The following is a 23,063-nucleotide window of genomic DNA, read 5'->3' as shown; positions in this document are numbered from 1 at the left end:
GGCGACCGTCAACACCAGAGACAAGCCGTTTTCCAGCCTACCGCCAAGAAATACAGATTATCGACGTGAGAGTGTAACCGATAACACCCCTCACCAACACGACTAAACAGTCAGCACGAGACAGCTTAAGGAATTCAAGCTTGCATCAAGCTGCCACCCCGAATAGCGCTACCAGCCCGCTCTACCCGCTAGTGTAAGCTCAGTAAACCCGAGTATTTACTACAGCCTTTGAGCAGACGCATTTTTCACAGTCCATTCACATAACACAAGGTAACTTATGGGTATGAGCAGACTGACTTAGTCCATTATTTTTCTACGATTTCAGCGAGAATTGCCAAGAGTTTACTACTGGACTATATCGACAGCAGCTTTAGATCTGCCACGGTTATTTCATTTACCAAGGTAAGGTTTGGACTGCTATTAAGTTTGACGGATTGCTTAGGGGGAATCTTTCATTACGATACCTGAGCGAACATTAAAGACGCAATTCACGTATTCTTGAAGATAACGGTGGTTATCGCTATACACGCCTAAGTATGCCAGCCATAACCGTGAGAAAACTAACGAGGTGTTTGGTATTTTTCTTTCCATTGCTCGTGTGGCATTTTGTACACAACTTCACGCGCGCTCTCTTTGTCTACGGTTACACCACGCGCTTCGGCAGCCTCTTGATACCAGCGACTCAAACAGTTACGACAAAAACCGGCTAAATCCATTAAATCAATATTTTGGACGTCTTTACGGCTATCCAAGTGATCGACTAAGCGGCGAAAGGCCGCAGCTTCTATTTCAGTTTGCGTCTGTTGGTTCATTACAACTCCAATACAATGCTTATTTAAACTGCTTATTCTATTCGCCGTACAACAAATAGTGAAGCACTGCTATAAACCCACAAACTCTTATCTGGCGAACCGTTATTTAAGGTACACCGTGTCGCCAACATTAATCTCACCTTGCTCACGAACCGCGCCATAAACCCCTAAGTTTTGCTCGGCCTCGCTCACAACACTGCGTAGCATAGATTTATCAAAGATAAGCCCTTGTTGTTTTCGAGTAATCGCGCCGCAACGAGGAGCCGCAGCGGCACAATCGATAGGTACGTCTGCAATCATCAGCTGCCGCTCAAGCCAGCTCTGCTCCAGTAAGCTTGCCTCACCCTCCGCGGCCTGAATAACAATATTGGGACGAAAACGACGCACGTCCCAGTCTGCTGTGGGTAGCTTGCTCTTTAAATAGCGCAACGAAGCCGTCGTAATAAGATGAAACGGTGAAACTAAAAAGAAAGTACCCGGTACAGTGACAAAATCCTGCATTTGTTGCGGCATTTGACTGAAATCTGGCAGCGGCTCGCCCGATTCACGACTAAATGTATCTTTTAGCTCCTCAAGCCAACTATGATTATTGGGCTTATAACGACGATAATAATCCAGATCTTCAGGCGCTTTACTCAAAGGCCTGAGTGTTTCAAGTGTAGATTCGTGCCCCACTAAATCTGACAATATCGAAGCAACGTGCAAATGATCACTCGTCACAACATCGCCATTGGGAAATGCCATACTCACACTACCGTCTTGCAAAAGCTTTGCTGTGCACTGTAGTAATTCAGGCCTAAATTTACAGCTTTGTATCTCTTGACGCTTTGTATCACGCAACGCCCACACTCGATCACCCACAATACCATTGGGGCCAATTTCGCACTGAGCAAGTAATTCACCAGCCATACCTTTTACAGGGTAACGCCAAATTTCTTTAACTGTTCCTACTTTCTGCACAGCTTGCTCCCAATATGTAGGTAACTTGTACTCCTATTCAAGCGTGTTACGTCAAAAAAGAAAATAGGTTAAATACCCCATATAAGTCCTGAATTTGCTTAATGACGATAAACTTATCGCAGCCAAACCATTAACGATGATTTTTCCGTGTTAGCCTTAACAAAATGGAGCGTCTTGACGCATTAATAACAACAGGAGGGGGCATAAGGTCACTGCAGATTAGCTGAAAGGTGAGGCATCCAAGCTGGCTCAAGAATAATTCTTCAGTAGACGCAACAACCACACCGGTTTTTTGAATATTTAACTTAAGCGCCCTGCACTCATCAGAAACTATAAAAAATAGTCGTTCTCAATTCCGAACACATCCAGCACATCGACCACAGCCATACCCGCATGGCGTGCGGCTTCAAATCCTAATTTCGCATCTTCAAATACTACGCAGTGCTCTGGAGCAACGTCCATTAATTCAGCACACAGTAAAAACGTATCTGGTGCGGGTTTAGGGGCCGACACTAAATCTGCGCCCACCACATGATCGATTAAATAACTTATTTGACACTGTTCGATAATACTTTTAGCTTCATCTGTGCCAGAACCCGTACCGATGCACATCGGCTTTTTGCCATAGTAGTGCTCGGCCAATTGGACCAAAGCCGTAGGCTTAACGTACTGATTGACTTTATCTCGTACTATCACCTCTTTAAAATCACTGATCGCATCTACCGATGCCATGGTCAAGCAATCAAACTGCTTAAGTAAGATCTCAACCGTCCCTTTTGTTGGTACACCGGCAAGCGAGCGCATGAAAGGCCGATCAATAGGAATAGAAAACTTGTTAAGTGTCTCTATCCATGCCACTTCGTGCAACTGGCCACTATCGATTAAGGTGCCATCCATATCAAATATGATAGCCTGATACTGATCGTACAATGGGTTACCTACTTAGCTCGAAGGTGAATCGTAGATACTAAAAAATTGCCTCTGCGCTCTTTGAAATTATATCTAAACACACTACAGGCATTACATTAAGGTGGTGCAATCCATAATTCTTTTCGTTCGAGCGGCGTATCGTGGGATAATAGTGGGTTATTTAAGGTAAAAACTCTCCGGCTGGACAATTGTGCCCGTGTAATCGAGTCGCCATAAAAACGTTCAAACAAATCATCAAAGTCCCCATTAACGATCGCAGACTCAAGCCCAGCAGTCAGAACGTCAGCCAAATGTTGATTATTAGGTGCAACAAAAAAATAATACGCCGTTGGATACATCAATGCCAAACTCTTTTCGACCCTAATATTTTCATACTGATACATGTCGAGCTCTTCAAATGCTTCGGTCACCGAACGCGGAAAATAATCAACCCGCTGCGCAGCCAACATATTCATTAAACTGTCACGACTGACCGATGTTTGTATCGTAAAACCATATGATGCCATTAACGATGTATCGGGCCAGTCGTGCCCTAAACCCGCCTTTAATGCCTTCAGCTGTGTCACATCATCAACGGCCGAAAAACGTGCCTGATCATCACCGTCAATCAAAAAAATACGCCAACCCGTTATCCCCTTAAACAATGGAATCCGAATAGGCAATAAATCTTGTTCACGCGATATATTGGTATGCAGCCAATTCACATCGTAATAGCCCGATAGTAAATTACGGCCATTGCGTGTCCCTGTTAACGTTTGAATCGTCACAGGCTCTAACTCATAGCGCTGGCCGGAATGTACAAGCGCCAACTCCAGCAGCGCCACTAAATAAGCATGCCGATGAGCGTAAACCGCATCCGCAGCTTTATTGTGAGGATGACGTATACGCAACACATCGGCAGCTGGCGCCAATGATGACGTAGAGGCGGAAGCAACTTCAACGGCTTGAACCCCCTCCAGCCATACAGCGACAAAAGCTAACACAGCAAAAATATATTTTCGGCGGTCAACATATGGGATACTAACTTTAAATATACTCTTTATCACTACAAGGCCAGCATGAAGCTTCATTAGAGACGTACCCTAGCTTATGTAAAGCGCAAACAGACTTTTATCAAGCAACGGGGCGCCAACCAAGACATCTTTCGGCAGTCTGCGTATTTCCCCCTCTAACATCAATAATAGACCAAAGCCCTACCTGAGCAAGCTTTATACAATTTAAGGATTTTCTTCGCCCCAGCATTGACAAGCCAACAACCGCCTACTAATATGCGCGTCCTTAGCTTTTGACCTAGGTCATAAAGCTCTGCCCAGATGGTGAAATTGGTAGACACGCTAGCTTCAGGTGCTAGTGCTCGCAAGGGCGTGGAGGTTCAAGTCCTCTTCTGGGCACCAAATATAAGTTATTGTTTTTATTGACAATAACTTTATTAAAAGGTGAAATACTTATAGCAAGTATTTCACCTTTTTTGTGCCGACACCCAACTTACTCCCAAACGGCGCCCACTTTCATTAGTCTATCGATGAGACTCAGACACGACGTAAAAATGTACAAATATCTGCCCCTATAACTGCCACACATAACCGCAAACTCTTGCAGCGTTTTAACTTCCCCAGCCCCAATAAACCAGCTACATCACAATCAAATAAATCGCAAAGCTTATCGGTCGCGTCCAACTCAATACGCTGAGCCGTTTCTTTATAGAACAAAGCTATTACGTTGCGATTAAAACCAATCTCACTGCATCATTGGCACAAGTGATTTCAGATAAAAAAACGAAGATGTTCCTCACTGGCTTTTTAGCAGCACTTGAGCTCTATAAACCGAAAGTTGCCACCACCTTTGGTCGTTTAATTTCCAGCCGACAAAGACCAGACATATTTGCTTTTGGCGCTGCCAAAGACGCATACACCAACACCTCATCCTTCTAGCTAGCCTACAAAACTTATAGATACCTCTTCATTTACGAGGTTGGTGATCAACCACATCGCATAGACACAGGCTTTACGTTTAATTTTGAGTATCAGAGCACAAAACGACCAACCTCCCTCATATTGCATACAATCTATGATATACAATTCGAGAGACGGTAAATTCCTGTCCCCCATAAAAATAATCTAACTTGAGGCACGATATGAAACACTCCATCAGTACTCTAGCCGCCCTGTTGCTAAGCAGCTCATCGTTAGCGGCCGATTGGGACGACTTGCCTGTCCCCGCCAATGCCGGCAGCGGGAACACGTGGCAGCTGCAAAGCAACGTATCTGACGATTTTAACTATTCGGCCCCGGCAAATGGTAAAAGCTCAGCGTTTTACGATCGCTGGTCAGAGGGCTTTATTAATGCGTGGCAAGGCCCTGGTCTTACCGACTACCACAACCCCAACTCACGGGTTGAAAATGGCGAACTGGTGATTCAAGCCACTCGTAAACCCGGCACCAACCAGGTGTACACCGGTGCCGTGCACACCAACGACAGTATCCAATACCCTGTGTACATCGAAACCAGCAGTAAAATTATGGATCAGGTGTTGGCTAACGCTGTATGGATGCTGAGCAGCGACTCTACCGAAGAGATCGACATAGTCGAGGCTTACGGCAGCAGTCGCCCCGATCAAACCTGGTTTGCCGAGCGCATGCACTTGGCCCATCACGTGTTTATTCGCGACCCCTTTCAAGATTACCAACCCAAGGACGTGGGTGCCTGGTACGCCGATGGCCGCCTGTGGCGAGATCAGTACAGTCGGGTTGGGGTTTACTGGCGCGATCCGTGGCACTTGGAGTACTACATCGATGGCGAATTGGTACGCACTGTTACTGGTGTAGACATGATTGACCCCTACGGTTACACCAACGGCAACGGCTTAAGTAAACCCATGCAAATTATTGTGGACGCCGAAGATCAGGACTGGCGCTCGGATAACGGTATTGTCGCAACCGATACCGAGCTGGCCGACAACAGCAAAAACCAGTTTTATGTGGATTGGATTCGCGTTTATAAGCCGGTGCCAAACAGCAATGGTGGCGGCGGTAACGACATTACCAGTAGTGTCGACTTTGATAACTTTTTTGCCACCGGCAAAGACGGCAGCGCTGTCGCCGGCGACAGCTTTAATGGCTTTAACCCGTCGGGTAACGGCAACATCAACTACAACACCGTAGGCGATTGGGCCGAGTACAGCATTAATCTGCCCGAAGACGGTGAGTACCGCCTGGAGCTGGACACTGCCTCCACCGTGAGCTCAGGCCTCGGGGCCGACATCAGCATCGATGGTGTGTTTGTCGGCACGGTTGCTATCTCGCAAACTGGCGGTTGGGAGAGCTATCAAACCTTTAGCCTTGCCAATACCATCAACATAGGTGCCGGCACCCACACTCTGCGCGTGCAAAGCGCAGGCAGCTCGCAGTGGCAATGGAACGGCGAGGCAATCCGCATGGTTAAAATGGGCGAAGGCTCAAGTAACAATCAAACAACCGCGCCTACTCCCACCGAAGCGATCAGCCTGGAAGCCGAAAGCTTTAACAACACTGGCGGCCCATACGGCGGTTTTCAAACCTATACCCAAAGTGGTATCACGGCTACCAACTACAACCAGCGTGGGGATTACGCCGAGTATTCTCTGTCGGTGCCTGTGGCAGGCAACTACAACGTAAGCGCCTTTGTCGCCACCCCCGAAAGTGGTGCAGCTATGACGCTAACGCTAAACGGCAGCGCGTTGGTAAGCTTAGACGTACCCTCAACCGGTGGCTGGAACACTTTTGCCGAAGTGAGCGCTAGCGGCGGTGTGGTCTTACCCGCAGGAACTCACACCCTAAGAGTAACCAGCTCCGGCAACACCTCCAACACTTGGGAGTGGAACGCCGACCGCTTTGCCTTTACACCGCAATAGTTAACCAATCGATGCGACCGATAAGGTCGCATCGATTCTAAATTCAGCAAGCGGACACCGAAATCCATTTAAGCCCCGGAGTTTTGCTGTGCGAAAGATACGCGGCACCAAAAAGAACATTGATCAATATTCGGTTTTTAAATGAATCGTCCTGAGCTAATCGTAGGTAGCCTTATCTAACCTATGCGGCTCTACTGAACTCGGACGGTTGATAATGCATCAATTTATGCTCTGTTGAAGGCCAATCATCAATGGGATAAGCAATCGCTTCCTATTGAACCATGTCATTCAGCTTAATACGACCTTCTCAATGTGATCAAGCCCACGCCAAAGTCCTTTTGGGGATAGCACATCTTTTATTTTTCCTCGCCTAATGCCCTCAACGCCTGGCGTTTTTATCAATCGCTCAACGATACAGCGTACCACTGTCAATAATACTAACGTTTTTTATTTCCAGCTCTCGAGGGCGCCATAGTTGCGATCGCTTTATTTCCATTCGTGTTTAATGCCATACCAAAATTGTTCGCCATATAAGGCACGAGTAATGCGTTCCGCGGGTACCTACCCAAAGAATGTGTAGCGGTAGTCAGTAGACAGAAGGTTCATTGCAGATAGGCTAACACAACAGTCTTATTGAGAGCCGCTTTAAACCCTAGCAAGCTGTTGAAAATTTCCATACGTACTCAGGCTTTCAGGCTGGCCCCGCAGGGCATGGCGCCCTTTTCTTGGTATCTTTTTACTTGTGTGTACTAAAAAAGAGTGTGCCTATTCACTGAGTTGAAGAAACCGAATAACGTCGCCATTCCATTGCCAAGTAGCGATCCCGGCGCTCTGAACCCTGAGAGTGTGGGTGCCTGCGGTGAGTGTGACTGGAGTATCAAGGCTGAAGGTATCGTAGACCTCCCAGCTTCCAGTGGTGCTGATGGCAATCTGTCCGACATCGGTATCGTCGATCATAATATTCGCCGCCAGACCCGATTCGGTGGGGGATGCCACATCAATCTCTAACCGATAGTCGCCGTCTTCGGGAATGTTGATGGTGTATTCCCCCCAATCACCCAGAGTGTTATGGGTGATATTACCATCGGCGGCATTAAAACCGTCGACAGTGTCCTCGACGACAGTGTCGCCCTCTTTGCCTGTAGCAAAAAAGGCACCGAAATCGGTAGTCACACTTATACCCGTTTCTGAGGCGGTGTTATCACTATCACCGGGGGTCGTCGAGGCTGGCTTGTAAACCCGAATCCAGTCAACATAAAACCGGTTTTTATCGGGATCTGAAAGCTCTTCATCAGAGGCTTTGATGCCGTTATCAGAGCGCCAGCCCTGGTCTTCGGCGTCCACAATAATCTGCATATCTTTACTCAAGCCCGCGCCGTTGGTGTAGCCTTTCGGATCGATAATTTCCTCACCAGAGACGGTGCGAACCAACTCCCCGTCAATGTAGTATTCTAGGTGCCATGGGTCGCGCCAGTAAATGCCAACCCGGCTAAATTGATCGCGCCACAAGCGGCCATCCACATACCAAGACGCGTCGTCTTTGGGTTGGTAGTCCTGAAACGGATCGCGAATAAACACATGATGCGATAAGTGCATACGCTCGGCAAACCAAGCTTGGTCTGATCGACTACTGCCGTAAGCTTCGACAATATCAATCTCCTCAGTGGAGTCGCTGCTCAGCATCCATACGGCGTTAGCCAGTACCTGATCCATAATTTTAACCCGAGTTTCGACATACACTGGATACCGAACGCTCGCTTTAGAGTGGATTGCACCGGTGTAAACCTCATCGGAGTTGGGCTTACGAGTGGCCTCGATAACGAGATTGCCATCGACCACTGACGAATTCGGATCGTGATAATCCGTCAGTCCTGGCCCTTGCCACGCATTAATAAAGCCCTCTGACCAGCGCTCGTAAAAAACTTGGCTTTTACCATCGCCAGGGGCACTGTAGTTAAAATCGTCCGACAAGGCGTCAACCAACTCCCAGGTGTTGCCGGCACCGGCATCGGCCGGCACTGGCAGATCGGCCCAATCAACACCAGTAGCATCGCTGCTGCTGGAGGACTGGCGGCTAGAAGAGGAGCTAAACGAAGATGCCACCCCTTCGCTACTGGATGAGGAAGCACTGCTAACCGTTAAGCTTGAGCTACTGCTTTGCTGAGATTGGACACTGGAGGAGGAGCCCCCAGAGGTGCCACTTCCTCCGCAACCGTAAAGCCCCGCACTCAAAAGCGCGACAAGAAACAGCGAGTGTGGTTGTCGTATCGGGCGAAAATAAGTACGGAGCATTATAGAACCTCTTGCATTGTTGTCTTTAGAGCCTTGATTGTCAGGCTCCTTATCACTCTCAATAATTCCCGAAACCCCGCCGATTGTCAACAATCTTCAATGCCTGAGAGCATTTACGCACTTAACCAAGATCGGACGCAAGTAATCTGAACCCAACCAAGACGCTCAATAAGCTTTAGCCTTTCCTAAAAACGCTCTACGATCTTACCCACAAAGCAGCAAACCCAACATTGCCAAAAGACGCTACGCTCTGTGCGGGTACAGGGGCAACCATGACTGAAACAGGCCTGATGACCGGAGCCTTGCACTCACCTCAACAAATCGTATATTGTATACAATGCAAGATAGTAGAGCTTTAGAGTAACGACCAACAAGTCTCAATCGATCGTCGATAAAGGAAATAAAAATGACCTTAAAACCATTAGCGCTGGCGGTTGCCATAAGCGCAGCGCTCGGTAGCGCCTGTACTAGCAACAACAGCGTCAGCTTATCCGATGCTGATCGCTTGATAAATGAGCAACTCGAACCACAACAATTACCGACAACCTTGGTCGATTTTTCCAGTGCTCAACAGCAAGGTTGGCTTACCGCTCAACAGGCTGAACTAAAGCCAACCGCCAGCATCTCTACCACAGCGCTCAATATACGCTTTCCCTCCTCAGTCCATATGCCAAAACTTAATATTGAGCCGAACACCCCCTGGGACTTATCTGGGCTCGATAATTACAATCTGGCCTTTGAGGTTAACAACCTGTCGCCGGTATCCACGCACTTTTACGTCGAACTGTTCGACGCAAACGGCACCAGTCAGTCGCGCGAATTAAGCATTCCCAAAGGTTATCAAGGCAAGGTGTTTTTCCCGCTGACGGGGGAAAAAGCCGCCACTGATAAAGGTATGTGGGCCAACCCCATGCCCTGGCCTACCGACGAAATGAAGATGGTGTGGCGCTCCTGGCACCAAACTCTGGACATGAGCCAAATCACCAAGATCTCTTTTTACACCATTGGCGTATTGCAAGACCGTACGCTGGAAATCGGCGATATTGTTCTGCGCCCCAACCCGGATGCCGGCGCCGAGTGGGCGAGCAATCTGGTGGATCGCTTCGGCCAGGCGGCCAAAAAGAACTCACCGTTAAAAGTATTATCCGAGGCCGAATTAAAAGCGATTGCCGAACGCGAATTACAACAGCTGACCGAGCAGCCGGGGCCCAGCGATCGATCGCGCTTTGGCGGTTACAAAGACGGCCCCAAACTTGAGGCCACCGGTTATTTCCGCACCGAAAAAGTCGACGGAAAATGGTGGATGGTAGACCCAGAAGGTTATTTATTTTTCTCCCATGGCCCGGCCAATGTGCGCATGTCTAACCTCACGACTCTCACCGGGGTGGATTTTAAAGACCCATCCGTGCGTGTGGTTCAGGCCGATGAAGTCACGCCGGAAGACTCTATGGGCATTGTTACAGTTTCGGATGAGGTACGCGAGACCCGCTACGTGATTAACGAAACCCGCCACGATATGTTTGAATGGCTACCCAGCTACGACGACTCGCTGGCCGATCACTACAGCTACCGCCGCTCGACCCATAAAGGGCCTGTGCCTCACGGTGAAACCTACAGCTTTTACCGTGCCAACCTAGAGCGCCGCTATGGCGAAACCGAGCCCGAGTCTTATGTTCGCAAGTGGGAAGAAGTCACACTGGACCGCATGAATAGCTGGGGCTTTACTTCTTTTGGCAACTGGGTGGACCCGGCGTTTTACCCCAACCAACAGGTGCCCTACTTTGCCAACGGCTGGATTATTGGCGACTACCAGACACTGTCGGGCCATACCAACCACTGGGGCTTAATGCCCGACTTTTTTGACCCTGTCTTTGCCGAGCGCGCCCGTGCCACTATAGAAGTGATCGCCAAAGACGTACAGGCATCGCCCTGGTGTGTGGGTATTTTTATCGACAATGAAAAAAGCTGGGGCGAGCGCGAAGGCAGCGTCGAGCAGCGCTATGGGGTGATTCTCAATGCTCTGAGTAAAAATGCAAACCAAAGCCCAGCCAAGCAAGCGTTTACCGAGCGTTTACAAGCGCAATACTCCAGCATTAAAGCGTTAAACCGCGCCTGGAATACCGACTTTAGTAGCTGGAGCGAGTTTGCCGAAAATGCCAGCACAGAGCAGCACTCGGATGCGCAAGTGGTCGACTTATCAAAGTTGTTAGAGGCGCTCGGTGAGCAGTACTTTAAAGTGGTGCACGGAACCCTTAAAGAATACTTACCGCATCACCTGTACATGGGCGCACGTATGGCCAACTGGGGGATGCCCGACGAGATAATTAAAGCATCCGTTAAATACAGTGACGTACTCAGCTTTAATATTTACGAAGAGGGTATGCAAACTCACCAGTGGGACTTTTTAACCGAAGTCGATTTGCCGGTAGTGATTGGTGAGTTTCATATTGGCGCCACCACCGACTCCGACAATTATCACCCGGGAATCGTCAGCGCCGCCAGTCAAAAAGATCGCGCTAGGATGTACAAAGATTATATGCAAAGCGTTTTAGAGAAAGACTATATGGTGGGAGCACATTGGTTTCAGTACGTAGACGAGCCAGTGACCGGACGCGCCTTTGATGGCGAAAATGCCAACATTGGTTTTGTCACGGTAACCGACATCCCCTACCCCGAGATGATTAAAGCCGCCAAAGAGGTGAACTACAACCTTTATCCGCAGCGCTACGGCCAGTAACTATAAGCAGCCTTTACCCCGCCTTCGAGCGGGGTCTTTTTATCTCTTATTCAAAATTTTCTGCTTTATACGGAGTAGCCCGTCCTGCAGTTTTTGCCCGAATTTTAGCAAACTCTTCTTCGGTGTAAGCTCCTTCGGAGTCGAGAGTATTACCCCAACTGTTGCGAATATAGGTGGCGACCGCTGCCAAATCCTTATCGCTAATATCCGCGCGGGCAGCAAAGCCCGGCATTACTGCCTGAGTATTCCAATAATGCGGCCCAACCCAAATTGATCCACTTAGACCATGTAGCAATACTTTGGCCAAAGTCTCTTTGTTATTTAGCCACTGACTATCCCAAAAAGTGGGCCCAAGACCAGGTACGCCATTGCCGTGTTCACCGTGGCAGCCGGCACAGGCGGTACGGCCATTGTAAAGTTTTTTGCCAATGCTATACAAAGCTTTACCCGTCTCTGAGAGCTGCTCAAAGTTAGTAGCATCTTGACGCTTTTTCCCCAAATTATTTAAAGCATACATCACATCGGCATCTGGGTAATCACCATTAATCCGCGCTATAAATTCATTCGCATCGCGCCCCAAGCCACTGATCACAGCTTCGCGGATATAGGGTTTGTCGAGGTAGGTTTCTAGTACAAACTTAGATACATCTGTACCGCCCTCAATGGCCGACACCGAAATAGCCGCCTGCAATGCACGGGGATACCCAGATTGCGCTAGCTGCATCAATAGTCCATGGTAAGCCTTATGATCTTTTTCCGGCAAAACCTCACCAACAGCGGCAGCCGCCATAGCGACCTGGTCATTACTATCAGGAATGAACGCTTTCACTGTAGCCAAATCCACTTGGCCCAAACCATACAGTGTCCATAATCCATTAATTATCGCTACCGGGTTTTTCGACTGCTTAATGAGAGAGCGAATATCCGGGGCACTGGATTGCGCACCGCGCTCAATGAGTAATCGGCGTGCAGTATCGCGCTGCCAAGCATTAGGGTGAGCAAGCAGCGGTAGTAAATCAGCATTTGTTAAACCGTTTAAATCCGGCACTTTAGCCGCCGCATTTTCTTGCCAGCGCAAGCGATAAATACGGCCCATCGTATTGTTGTTTTTATCTAGCTCACGATCTTTAATCTGCGAGGCCAAATAACTGGTTAAAAAATCTTTATGCTGCAAAATACCGTGATACATATCCAATAGATATACGGTGCCATCGGGAGCATTGTACAAATTAACAGGACGAAAACGCTCATCTTGCGAAGTCAACAATTCTTGCTGGGGATATACCGGCTTTCCAGTTAACTCACCCTCACCTTCCACAATGTAACGCGCACTAATTAAGTTAGCCGCAGGCTCGGGCGTTAGCCCCATACCGTAAAACTTTTGAGGAAAATTACTCCCGCGATACACCAAACTACCACTGGCGGCAGTAAAACCCACCAACTTGCCACGATTCGGCCCATCCGCTACCAGCATTCCGTCCATATAGCCGCGGTTTACACCAGGATTCATGCGGCTTGGGTAGACATAAATATCACCTATAGAGTGAGCCGGCATATTGGGCCAGAAGCCCGGGTTTTTAAGTAATGATCCGGGCAATAGGTACTCACCGTGAATGGGTGAGCTATTTCCGTTGTGATACAGCCGCCCATAATCGTCCATGCTCAGCCCCCACTGACCGCGATAGTCAGTAATGGCGCGCACTAACTTCCAGTATCGATTGCGGTAAATCTCTTCACTACCGAGCGGAAGCTTCGCCGCTAGCGCTAAGATTTGGTATTTACGGTTACTCTTAGCGTTGTAGTACCAGCCATCCATGCCATAAAGCATAGTGTTCGGCTTGTGTTCTACGTTTCCGCCTTCAGCGTAATCAGCGTCCACAACTTCGCGGGTACCAGGTGTCAGCTCACCATCGCGCTCTAACACTTCGGTAAAATAAAGCGAGTTTTGATCGGCGTAAAAAATTCCACCTTTAACTTGGGATATCGTACGCGGCAAGATGATATCGCTTAGAAAAATCGTGCGTTTATCTACCGCGCCATCGCCATCGGCATCTTCCAACACAACAATATTGCCTTCGGGTTTTAGCTCTCCATTACCGTGCACATCGGGCATGTAAGTGGTCATCTCCGCTACCCACATGCGGCCTTTGGCATCAAAGCTCATGGCAACAGGGTTAAACACGTTAGGCTCGACCACTACCGGCTCGACCACAAAGCCGGGCTGCACACTAAAACCTTTTAAAGCTTGCTTAACCGTTAGAATCGGTGCTTCGGGGATCTCGTGTTTGGGAATCACATCTCGCATTTCATGGCCATCACGATCGCCACTAAAACTTGCATCGGTGTCTTCGGCCCACGCGGGTAAAGCCCCCAACCACGCTAAGCTCAATGCGAACACATATACCTTGCTCATATTACTGCTCATCGATGGTAATATTGCGAAATTTAACCGTGTAGGCCGTATCACCGGATTGCTCGAAGCCTTTACTACCATGGTGCTGGATACCGATAAAACCCTCACTAAGGTGCGTATCTTTCACGTGGGTAGTTAACACCTCGTTAACCCATATTTTTATCTCTGAACCATGAGCGCTAATTTTGTAGTGGTTCCATTGCCCTGCCTTAAAAGCCGCAGCTTTTTCTTCGCTCCACTCGGGGGAGTAGTTTTCTTTTAAGTGTTCGCCGGGAGCCGATCGCTCTGGATGCACCGGAAACAACCACTGTCTGGGCGTGGCCTGTTCATACAGCCCGCCGCTCCAGCGGCGTTCCGAGGGGTCTACCTCGGCCTGATAACCATAGGCAAATTGACTGTCAATATCGGCCAAATACTCGGTTTGTGCACGAAAGATAATACCCGAGTTAATAAACTCGCCATCGACCTCTGGCACGATAACCTCCAGCTCCAGAGAGAAATCTCCATAGCGTTTTTTGGTTAACAAAAACCAATTGTCCGAAGATAACAAATGGATTTCATTGCCCAGCCAGTGAGCCTCACCAAAAGACGAAACATTCATCCAGAGGTTTTGATCGTGCGTGATATCGATAGGTTCTGCCGATACAGGTAGGCTTACAGCCACCCCCATCAGTGCGGTGGCGAGTAGCGTGTAGCGCATAGTTGACCCTTATTATTGTGCTTGCCGATTTAGTTACAAGTAACCTGCTCGGGAGGAAAAACGGCAAGTCTAGCGCCGGATATTTCCAACTCAAGATTACCGTCTGTATGCAACAACATCATAGAGGTCAAACGGGTGAAGTCAATATCCCCATCTTTAAAGCATTGTAAAGGTAGAGGTAGGCTCACCCATTGTTTTTTAGGGAGTTTACGCAAAACATTTTTTAACGCTATAGAAGCCCGGCTTTCCCAATCCCAGTTGCTTTCCAGCGACAGCGTTACATGGTCCTTGGGACGCTTAAGTACCCTTAAGTCAACAACCAGTGCAACCTGATTTTTAACATCGGACAAATCAATGGCACCCGCCTTATTAATCACAGTGACGGTAGACACCGCTTCATTCTGGCTGCCCCACTCCGTTAGCACCTTTTTCTTATTCCAAGTAAAGCGTACGGCATCACCTTCTTTATCCCGCGTGGCAGGCTCCGCCACCAAACTATTTTTAACCGTTGCGCCGGCTTTGTTTTCAAGCACCACCTGACCATACTGTAAGCTCAATTCCCAGGGAGCAACGCCCTCCCCCCTGATCGACATAAAAAATATTAGGGCTAAGCGGCTCATTGCCAGAAGCGTTTAGCGCAAAACAGAGCACCCCCAGTGCAATCATCCGTAGCTTTATGTTTTTCATGGTGCACCCCCTGTTAGTTAATGACCTACCGTCTTTGCTTGTCCTTTTTGACTCGCCAAAAACTCGACGATATCCCTAACATTCTCTTTCTCTAACATTAGCCCCATGGGCGGCATGCCAGAGCCAGAAAAGCTTTGCGTTGCAATATCCTCGCGTGGAATAATTTTCTTTTGGCCGGTATCGGTAGTCACACTTACAGTGGCGTGAGCCTCGGCACTAAAGTGCCCTTCAATTACCGCACCATTTTTGAGTGTGACGGTAGTACGACCAAAGCCTGGGGCAACCCGAGCCCCTGGAGCTACCATTGCCTCTAGTAATTGGTAACGGGTTAAACGACTGCCGATATCGGTTAACTCGGGGCCCACCGGCGAACCAGATTCACCCAACACATGGCAGCGAACACACTGAGCTGTGGTGTTATAAAAGAAAAACAGTCGGCCCATATGAGCATCGCCGCCTTTTAGGGTTTCAATATACTGCGCCGTTGTATCACCAGCGGGTTTACTTTGCTGATACGTTTGCAACAGTGTTTGCACCTGCGCGCTTTGACTAATACTTGCCGCTTGTACCAACTCTAACTGCACTTCTGGATCAATATCCCCTGCCAGCAACAACTGCAATCGTTGCACAATCAACTCATCAGCCTCGGGGGCCTGTATTTTGGCCAACGAGCTATAAGTTTCTTGTCGCTCACCAAAGGTGCCTTTTTGCAGTAGCATTTTGTACATTTGTACCTTCTCGGATACTGCAATTGTCAGCTCGGGAATCAACCCTAATGCCGCGCGTCGCACGATCTCCGCATCATCCTTTAACGCTAAAAATACCGCAGCCGTTAACTTTTCGAACGTTAAACGGTGTAAGCTTTCAAGTGCCGCGCGACGCACACTGGCCTGACTGTCTGACTGCATCAATACGCTCAATGCTTGACCTGCATCGCGGATCCCTAAGCGGCCCACAGCGTTGGCGGCTGCCTCACGAACTTGGGGCTCTTGTGCCGCAAGCAGCGCGGCATATTCCGGTCGCAGTGCCTGTATCGCCTCGGCCGTATCTGAGCTGCGCTCGCCCCGATAAATACCACTGACCCGATCGTACACCGAGGGTGCTTGCCAAACGCTTAACGCATTGAGTGCTTCGGCGCGTACAACCGCGGGGTAACTGACATCGGCCGCAAACGCCACCAGACGCTGGGCACTTTGCGTATCGGCCATAAACGCATTAGCGTTTATGGCTCTGCGCAGTAATGGCTCGTTAGTAAATGGCGGGCTAGACAGTAAGCCGGCTAAAGCGGGCAACGCTGGCAGGATCAGCGCATCGTCATTAATAGCACGAGCTGCGTTGGTTACCACGTACTCATTGTTATCTTGCAAAAATGTCGCAAGGCCAGGGCTTGCCAACCGATTTAATGCAATAACGGCGGCTACTCGGACCGCCACCGACGGATGACCGGCCAGCTCGATCAATTTTTGCTCTTGCCCTAAACGCGCCAGAGCTATGGCTCCAGCCTGACGCAGATATACATCCCTATCATTATTTTCCTGCAGCATCGCCACGATCGCACTAAACGATTCAACTGCGCCAATACGCCCTAACGCCTGCGCGGCAAACATCTGCACTCGCGCATTGGGATGCTTTAGGTTACTGCGTAGGGCACGCTCTGCTGCTGGGTATGGAGTATCACCCAGCACTTTAGCGGCCTGCACCCGAACCTCTGCATCAACGTCTTGCAGCAAAGGCAATAAATGCTCCGCAACCTCCGGCCGCTGTCGAGCCAATTGTCCCAGCCCCCAAACCCCGTGGATGCGGCCCAACTGATGCTTGCTGCTCAGCGCGGTTATTAAGCTTTGGCTGTCGCCTTGCGCTACCAGCTCAAACTGCGCCTTTGTGCGCACGCGCTGATCGGCATGAGATAAAAAGGTAAGCAATTGTTCGGCCGACAAACGATTAAATGATTGCTGCAATAACTGTTGGGTTTCCGCTCGCTTGGCATGAGGCGAGTCAGTATCCAGCCTCCAGATACGCCCCGTATCGTTAATTTGCCAACCATCAACCCAATCGGCGGTATAGAGCGCACCATCTGGGCCCACATCCAGCCCCGTACCTTGAATGCCACGCATAAAGGGTTTGTCCTGCCCCAGCTTAAAGCCGGCACCATCTGGCTCAAGAGTAAATGCGTTAATGCCCGAGTTACCTGGCGTACCGGTAAACTGCACGAGAAAGAAATAATCCTGCCAGGCTTCATTGAGGGCCGTGCCGGGGTTGTAGACCATACCGGTAGGGCCACTATAAAAGGGTTTGATCGGCGGCAATATCAGCGCCGATTGCTCGGCAAAACGAGCTTTATGATAGCCCTCGTCCGTCCAAACTTTGTAAGTGTTATTTTGCGGATCGGTGTATTTGCCAAACTGCCAGTGGGTTCGCCAGCCGGTATCTGAACCATCAATCAAATACACCAAGCGCTCAAACTCACCGGCGTGGTCACCGTCGTTATCCGAGCTAATCAAGTTGCCGTACTTATCAAAAGTAAACTCGTGGGTATTGCGCAGACCGGTCGCAAATATCTCAAAATTACTGCCGTCTGGCTCGCTGCGCACAATCACGCCTTCATGAGCATGATTGTATTGCTTGCCGGCCGCGTCGGTAATGGTTGCTCCTATATCGCCAACACCGTAATAAAGACGCCCATCTGGACCTTTGGTCACGCCAGACATATTGTGGCCGCTAAAGCCGATATGCACCCCAAAGCCTTCTGCTAACGAGGTTTTTTCATCTAGGTAGCCATCGCCACTGGTATCTTGGGCATGCCAAGCGTTCGGGGCCACCGTTAAGTACACGGAGTCGCTGGTATTATCGTAATAAACGCCACCTAGGACATCACTGACAAGGGATGAGAAATCTTCTAGCACTACCTGTGAAGTATCCGCCAGCCCATCGCCGTCGCCATCAAAGACTTTAAATATCGCCTCTTTGGCAACCGTCAGGTCGCGCCAGTCATGCTTGCCATCACCATTCCGGTCCGGCATCGACTCCGCATCAAGATTTTTCTCGGTGGCAAAATAATCCCGCAAAAAAGTGCGTCGATCATCTACACTGGTAAAAGACAACGTGTCGCTATGCCAATGTGGCCAACCGCGAATATCAAACTCAGAGTTATTACTTCGATTGGTAACGGCCACCCATGCATTACCCTGATTATCCATACTGAGCGCCACCGGGTCTTCTAACAAGGCCTCACTTGCCCACAGGCGAATGCCAATACCATCGGCCAACTTAGGCGCAAGGTCACGCTCCAGCTGGCTAGCCCGCGCATCAGCTTGAGCTGAACTTACCACCAATTGTTTAACTTCGGGCTGAACCGCTGGCAATACGACTGCACTAGGCTCTGAGCTTAACGGCTCATCATCAGCGCAACCGGCTAAAGCGCCAATAACCAGCAATGATAATAGCGACGGGGGGATCCGCACTAAGGGTAAATTCATAATACTTATCTCTTTATTATTCTCGATTTAGTGCAAGTGCTTATATAGTTATATTTTTAATCAAGGATTGAATAGTCGACAGGACTTTATGGGTAAGCTCAAGCCCAGCAACACCAGACCGTTTTTAAGCGACAACTCTCTCCCATCCACATTTGCACACAGCCACACAATTGTCAACAATCATCAATTTAAGAAAAGAAAATCATATCCAAGCATATTCTTATTTGGCTTTGTAATTGACCGATCTATTGGCAAAAAACAAGGGTTTCGACCCCCTGTATTGTATACAATTTTCTATTGACAATGAATGATGTTTGCACGAATATTAGGCTAAGAGGATATTGAAGTAGGGCCTTCGCTCAGTTTCGACCTTCTTGTTTCAAGCAGCCGGTCGCCGCTCTAGCGCCGGAAGAGATAAAAATAATATTTACAAATACGGAGAAGTTCACAATGTCGAGAACCAATACTCGCTTTAAGTTAACTGCCTTAACCGCCGCGATACTCGCGACGCAGGGCATGAGCTCATTTGCGCAGCAATCAACCGATGTCGATCCAGATTCAGTTAGCCCCGACATGCTAGAAGAGATTGTTGTAACCGGTATTCGCGGGGCACTACAAAGGTCGCTAGAGAACAAACGTGATTCCCAGCAAATCATGGACACCATCAACGCGGAGGATATGGGTAAAAACACCGATCAGAATATCGCGGATGCTCTGGGTCGAGTTACTGGCGTATCGGTAGTCAGTCGAGATGGTGAAGGCTCTACAATCACCGTACGTGGTGCCGGCGCAAACCAAAACAACATCACTTTAAACGGTCAGCAGCTCACCTCTACTGACTTCAGCCAAGCCGTTGACTTGAGCGCTTATTCATCGGACATATTATCGAAACTGGAAGTTATTAAAACGCCTAGCGCCGATCAAGACGAAGGCTCTTTGGGTGCCACCATTAATCTGGTAACTGTGCGCCCCTTAGATAAACCCACTGATGAGTTCAGCGCGACCATCCAAGGTCGCTACAATGACTTCAGCGAAAAAGACAACTACAAGCTACAACTTGCGGGCACCAAAAAGTTTCTAGACGACACCTTAGGGCTAGCATTAACGGCTTACACCGAGACTAACGACTACCGTAAAGATCAATATCGAGTACAAAACTTCGAGGCAAAAGATGTCAATATTGCACGTGATCAAAACGGCAATATCATCTCTGGTATTCGAGCCATCGAACAAGCGGGTATCAACTACGAACTGTTTGACAACTCAAGCGAGCGATATGGTGCAACACTTGGCTTACAATGGGCACCGACCGATTCTACCGAATTAATGTTTGATGCCACTTACGCAAATCAAACCACAGAAACCAGTCGAGACAGCTTCCTAATCCGAAACTCAGATTTCCCGAACCTGATAGAAGGGGAGACTTGGAATAATGATTACGCTGATCAAGTCGCCTCATTCACTGACCCTCAAGAAGACTGGTGGACTGTTGATACAAACAACCTAACCTTCACAAAACAACTGGGTCGCTTTAACGTAGGTGATATTAGTCGTTCTGTGGGCGGAAATGAACAAGAAAACGCCAGCGCAACGTTAAAGTTAGAGCAAGATATTAGTGATAACTTCCGCATGAGCGCTATGGCTGGCTACTCATCTAGTACATCTGAAAGCCTTCCCAGCCGCTACACCAATATGCAAAACTGGCGTCAAGTACCTACTCACTTACTGTTTAATACAGGTGCTGACATTGAGCCCGTAGGCTTTGACTGTAATGGCGATTTGTGTGCTCCCATTTATGGTGGCAGCTATGTTGATCTAGGTGATAACCTATTCAACTATACTGACCCCGAAACCGGAGACCCGATGAACGGCGGTGAGGACAACATTGTTTACACCGGCTTCAATCCCACCGATTTAAACAGCTTTCATTTAGGTAATATCTCAGAAGCCGATGTTAGTGTTGAAGATACCATTAGCAACTTTCAGTTAGACTTTGACTACGACCTAGACTTTGCGGGCATCACCACTATTGAATTTGGTGGAAAGATTAGCCAGCGTAAGAAGCTAGTTGATCAGCAAAATTATACCTACAACTCCAACACCACCTCTGAAATTATTTACGATTCAGAAGGTAATCCAGTCGCTATACCTGGCGGGCCTTTATCTGACATTCGCGCTGTGGATATTCAGCGTGGTGAGTCTTTGGCCTACGACGACTTCTTAAGCTCCCTTGGACTTGCCAGTTTAAACTGGGCGACGATAGATGTTGAGCAAGCCTACAACATGGTTGTCTCGGATCCAGAGCTATATCGCACGGTTGATCCAAGCAATACCCGGGAAACCACTCTTGATTCATCGGCCGCCTATTTGAAATTTAACTTCTCTTATCTTGATGACCGCTTAACAGGTGACATTGGGGTTCGATATGTCAAAACAAAAGTTGAGGCGATTGGAGCTTCGGGCGCGGTCTATCACGACTTCCCTGATAACGCTGACGAATCAGAGTTTTCATCTCTGACCTTAAGACAGTTACGTGACACATCGCTACCCGAATGCCCCACCCCATCAAACTGGAGCAATGATCCAGCAGAACGCTTTGACCAGATCCCCGCATATGAGAACAAATTTTCTCGTATTGACGGTACAGGTTGGGATACATCCGCTGGCCCAGACCCAAGCACCTGGACTCGCATGCCAATGTTTGACCCAAATGGTGATGGGGTACAAGACGCCTGTCACGATCCAGTCTACGCCCAGTGGTCGATTGATTCGCAGCAACCAGGGTTTGATCAAAACACATACCCTTACCGCCCCACTTGGAACAACCTGTGGCGTTATGCCGACGTAAGCACGAGTCGCAACAACGGCTGGGATTCATCACTGACCTCTCCCAATATCGAGTGGAATGGCACCATTGATGCATCTAGTATCGACCAATACACCGTACTTAATCAGCAAAATAAATCTATTGGTTCGTTTGCCACCGAGAACAGCCACAGCTATGAAAACATACTGCCTAGCTTAAATCTTAACTACGCGTTTACCGATGATATTATCGGTCGTATGGCCGTATCTAAAACCATGACGCGTCCAGAGATCGATGAGTTACGTCCGGGCTTTCGCATCAACGAACTTTGGGCTACTTATTGGGGTACATTACCGTCCAATCCAGGTAACGTGACGATGTACAACACCAAACTAGAGCCGTTGGAGTCTCAGAACCTAGATTTATCTTTAGAGTGGTACTTTAATGATACCTCTATGGTTAGCATGGCTTTGTTCTACAAAGACATGAAAAACTTCACCGACACGGAAACCGCACAAACCTATATAACCGATGTCCGCGAGGTTGAAGGCACCTTCAATGCAGACGATCTCGTTTTATTAGCAGATGAATCACAAGCTAACAGTGGCTTAGATAGCTGTATGCCAATCCGCTTTACCACTCAGTCTGGTTTTGGCGGTCCGCTGGCACACTCCGACGACTATGAGCAGCTGTGCAACACTTACAACATCAATAAAATCATCAATGGTAAAGGCGCAGAGATCCGCGGGATAGAATTAGGTTACTCACAAACCTACGATTTCTTACCCGGTTACTTTTTGAGTGGTTTAGGGGTTCAAGCTAACTACACTTATCAAGACAGTGAATACGAAGCTGACTTCTCCTCTATCGACCCAGATCGTCTACTGCCTACTTACCCAGTCGCAGATACACCAGAGCACACTTACAACCTGACTGCATTCTGGGAGCAAGATGGTCACCAAGTACGTTTGAGCTATCGCGGCTCATCGGACTCGCTGGTCGGCAACGATTGGAATACCGGACAAAGCGGCCGGACTTGGTATCAGGGCTCTCTATGGAATGAAGGCCGAGACACCGTGGACCTATCTGCGACCTACGCAATTAACGACAGTATGGACCTAACCTTTCAAGCGATTAACTTGACCGATGCGTTGTATCGGACCTACTACACCAACCGCGAATTGCCAGTACAACAGCAGGTGGGTGAAGATGGCAGTATTAGCTATGTAGCTATGGAAGAAGGCAACCCGCTGGACGGCGATGCGCCAACCGACCGTACCGTAAGCGCATACAAAGTGGGCGCTACTTTCCGCCTTGGCCTGCGCATGGTCTTCTAACAATAACTAAAACAATAGAGAACG

13 protein-coding genes and 1 tRNA gene are annotated in these 23,063 nt (G+C 48.7%); 4 read left to right on the top strand and 10 right to left on the bottom strand.

Annotated elements, in window-relative coordinates; all coding sequences use genetic code 11:
* Positions 1 to 560: 560 nt before the first annotated feature.
* The 4 genes from GILYN3_RS00475 to GILYN3_RS00460 all read right to left on the bottom strand — a co-directional run bounded on the left by GILYN3_RS00475 (position 561) and on the right by GILYN3_RS00460 (position 3,772).
* Positions 561 to 812 carry a DUF1244 domain-containing protein gene (locus GILYN3_RS00475; protein ID WP_049721032.1) on the bottom strand — a complete coding sequence of 84 codons (252 nt, stop codon included), beginning with the start codon at positions 810 to 812 and terminating at the stop codon, positions 561 to 563.
* Between the two features lie 102 nt (positions 813 to 914).
* On the bottom strand, positions 915 to 1,772 hold the full coding sequence (locus GILYN3_RS00470) for an MOSC domain-containing protein (protein WP_049721031.1): 858 nt from the start codon (positions 1,770 to 1,772) through the stop codon (positions 915 to 917).
* Between the two features lie 330 nt (positions 1,773 to 2,102).
* On the bottom strand, positions 2,103 to 2,702 hold the full coding sequence (locus GILYN3_RS00465) for an HAD-IA family hydrolase (protein ID WP_049721030.1): 600 nt from the start codon (positions 2,700 to 2,702) through the stop codon (positions 2,103 to 2,105).
* Positions 2,703 to 2,797: 95 nt separating this feature from the next.
* Entirely contained in the window at positions 2,798 to 3,772 is a 975-nt protein-coding gene (locus GILYN3_RS00460) for a hypothetical protein (protein WP_049721029.1), read from the bottom strand.
* A gap of 237 nt (positions 3,773 to 4,009) precedes the next feature.
* Here GILYN3_RS00460 and GILYN3_RS00455 point away from each other — a divergent pair.
* Positions 4,010 to 4,096 (top strand) — tRNA-Leu (locus GILYN3_RS00455).
* A gap of 135 nt (positions 4,097 to 4,231) precedes the next feature.
* Here the strand turns inward: GILYN3_RS00455 and GILYN3_RS16410 are convergent.
* Complete coding sequence (locus tag GILYN3_RS16410; RefSeq protein WP_084004972.1) at positions 4,232 to 4,438, bottom strand: helix-turn-helix domain-containing protein; 207 nt, start codon at positions 4,436 to 4,438, stop codon at positions 4,232 to 4,234.
* 398 nt (positions 4,439 to 4,836) lie between these two features.
* Here GILYN3_RS16410 and GILYN3_RS00450 point away from each other — a divergent pair, with 398 nt between their 5' ends.
* Positions 4,837 to 6,591, top strand: coding sequence for a carbohydrate-binding protein (locus GILYN3_RS00450; RefSeq protein WP_049721028.1), 1,755 nt, complete (start codon positions 4,837 to 4,839; stop codon positions 6,589 to 6,591).
* Positions 6,592 to 7,356: 765 nt separating this feature from the next.
* Here GILYN3_RS00450 and GILYN3_RS00445 read toward each other — a convergent pair.
* Complete coding sequence (locus GILYN3_RS00445) at positions 7,357 to 8,883, bottom strand: carbohydrate-binding protein (protein ID WP_084004971.1); 1,527 nt, start codon at positions 8,881 to 8,883, stop codon at positions 7,357 to 7,359.
* A 406-nt stretch (positions 8,884 to 9,289) separates the two neighbouring features.
* Between GILYN3_RS00445 and GILYN3_RS00440 the strand changes: the two genes are divergently transcribed.
* Complete coding sequence (locus tag GILYN3_RS00440) at positions 9,290 to 11,620, top strand: beta-galactosidase (protein ID WP_049721026.1); 2,331 nt, start codon at positions 9,290 to 9,292, stop codon at positions 11,618 to 11,620.
* Between the two features lie 46 nt (positions 11,621 to 11,666).
* Here GILYN3_RS00440 and GILYN3_RS00435 read toward each other — a convergent pair whose 3' ends face one another.
* The 4 genes from GILYN3_RS00435 to GILYN3_RS00420 all read right to left on the bottom strand — a co-directional run bounded on the left by GILYN3_RS00435 (position 11,667) and on the right by GILYN3_RS00420 (position 18,896).
* On the bottom strand, positions 11,667 to 14,033 hold the full coding sequence (locus tag GILYN3_RS00435) for a PVC-type heme-binding CxxCH protein (RefSeq protein WP_049721025.1): 2,367 nt from the start codon (positions 14,031 to 14,033) through the stop codon (positions 11,667 to 11,669).
* Position 14,034: 1 nt separating this feature from the next.
* Positions 14,035 to 14,733, bottom strand: coding sequence for a 3-keto-disaccharide hydrolase (locus tag GILYN3_RS00430; RefSeq protein ID WP_049721024.1), 699 nt, complete (start codon positions 14,731 to 14,733; stop codon positions 14,035 to 14,037).
* Positions 14,734 to 14,762: 29 nt separating this feature from the next.
* A complete protein-coding gene (locus GILYN3_RS00425) occupies positions 14,763 to 15,353 on the bottom strand; it encodes a putative glycoside hydrolase (RefSeq protein ID WP_049721023.1) in 591 nt (196 codons plus the stop codon).
* An 84-nt stretch (positions 15,354 to 15,437) separates the two neighbouring features.
* Positions 15,438 to 18,896, bottom strand: a complete 3,459-nt coding sequence (locus tag GILYN3_RS00420) for a HEAT repeat domain-containing protein (RefSeq protein WP_049721022.1) — start codon at positions 18,894 to 18,896, stop codon at positions 15,438 to 15,440.
* Positions 18,897 to 19,346: 450 nt separating this feature from the next.
* Here GILYN3_RS00420 and GILYN3_RS00415 point away from each other — a divergent pair, with 450 nt between their 5' ends.
* Positions 19,347 to 23,039 (top strand): TonB-dependent receptor domain-containing protein, encoded by a 3,693-nt coding sequence (locus GILYN3_RS00415; protein WP_049721021.1) that lies wholly within the window; start codon positions 19,347 to 19,349, stop codon positions 23,037 to 23,039.
* Positions 23,040 to 23,063 lie beyond the last annotated feature (24 nt).

Source organism: Gilvimarinus polysaccharolyticus (assembly GCF_001187555.1).
Classification (GTDB): Bacteria; Pseudomonadota; Gammaproteobacteria; order Pseudomonadales; family Cellvibrionaceae; genus Gilvimarinus; species Gilvimarinus polysaccharolyticus.
Note: the sequence above shows the minus strand (reverse complement) of the source record. Positions and strands in the feature narration are given on the sequence as shown.

Bases quoted from the DNA above. Each gene is read 5' to 3' on its own strand.
- GILYN3_RS00475 (WP_049721032.1), bottom strand. From the start codon at position 812: ATGAACCAACAGACGCAAACTGAAATAGAAGCTGCGGCCTTTCGCCGC.
- GILYN3_RS00460 (WP_049721029.1), bottom strand. From the start codon at position 3,772: ATGAAGCTTCATGCTGGCCTTGTAGTGATAAAGAGTATATTTAAAGTT.
- GILYN3_RS00450 (WP_049721028.1), top strand. From the start codon at position 4,837: ATGAAACACTCCATCAGTACTCTAGCCGCCCTGTTGCTAAGCAGCTCA.
- GILYN3_RS00445 (WP_084004971.1), bottom strand. From the start codon at position 8,883: ATGCTCCGTACTTATTTTCGCCCGATACGACAACCACACTCGCTGTTT.
- GILYN3_RS00440 (WP_049721026.1), top strand. From the start codon at position 9,290: ATGACCTTAAAACCATTAGCGCTGGCGGTTGCCATAAGCGCAGCGCTC.
- GILYN3_RS00435 (WP_049721025.1), bottom strand. From the start codon at position 14,033: ATGAGCAAGGTATATGTGTTCGCATTGAGCTTAGCGTGGTTGGGGGCT.
- GILYN3_RS00430 (WP_049721024.1), bottom strand. From the start codon at position 14,733: ATGCGCTACACGCTACTCGCCACCGCACTGATGGGGGTGGCTGTAAGC.
- GILYN3_RS00425 (WP_049721023.1), bottom strand. From the start codon at position 15,353: ATGAGCCGCTTAGCCCTAATATTTTTTATGTCGATCAGGGGGGAGGGC.
- GILYN3_RS00420 (WP_049721022.1), bottom strand. From the start codon at position 18,896: ATGAATTTACCCTTAGTGCGGATCCCCCCGTCGCTATTATCATTGCTG.
- GILYN3_RS00415 (WP_049721021.1), top strand. From the start codon at position 19,347: ATGTCGAGAACCAATACTCGCTTTAAGTTAACTGCCTTAACCGCCGCG.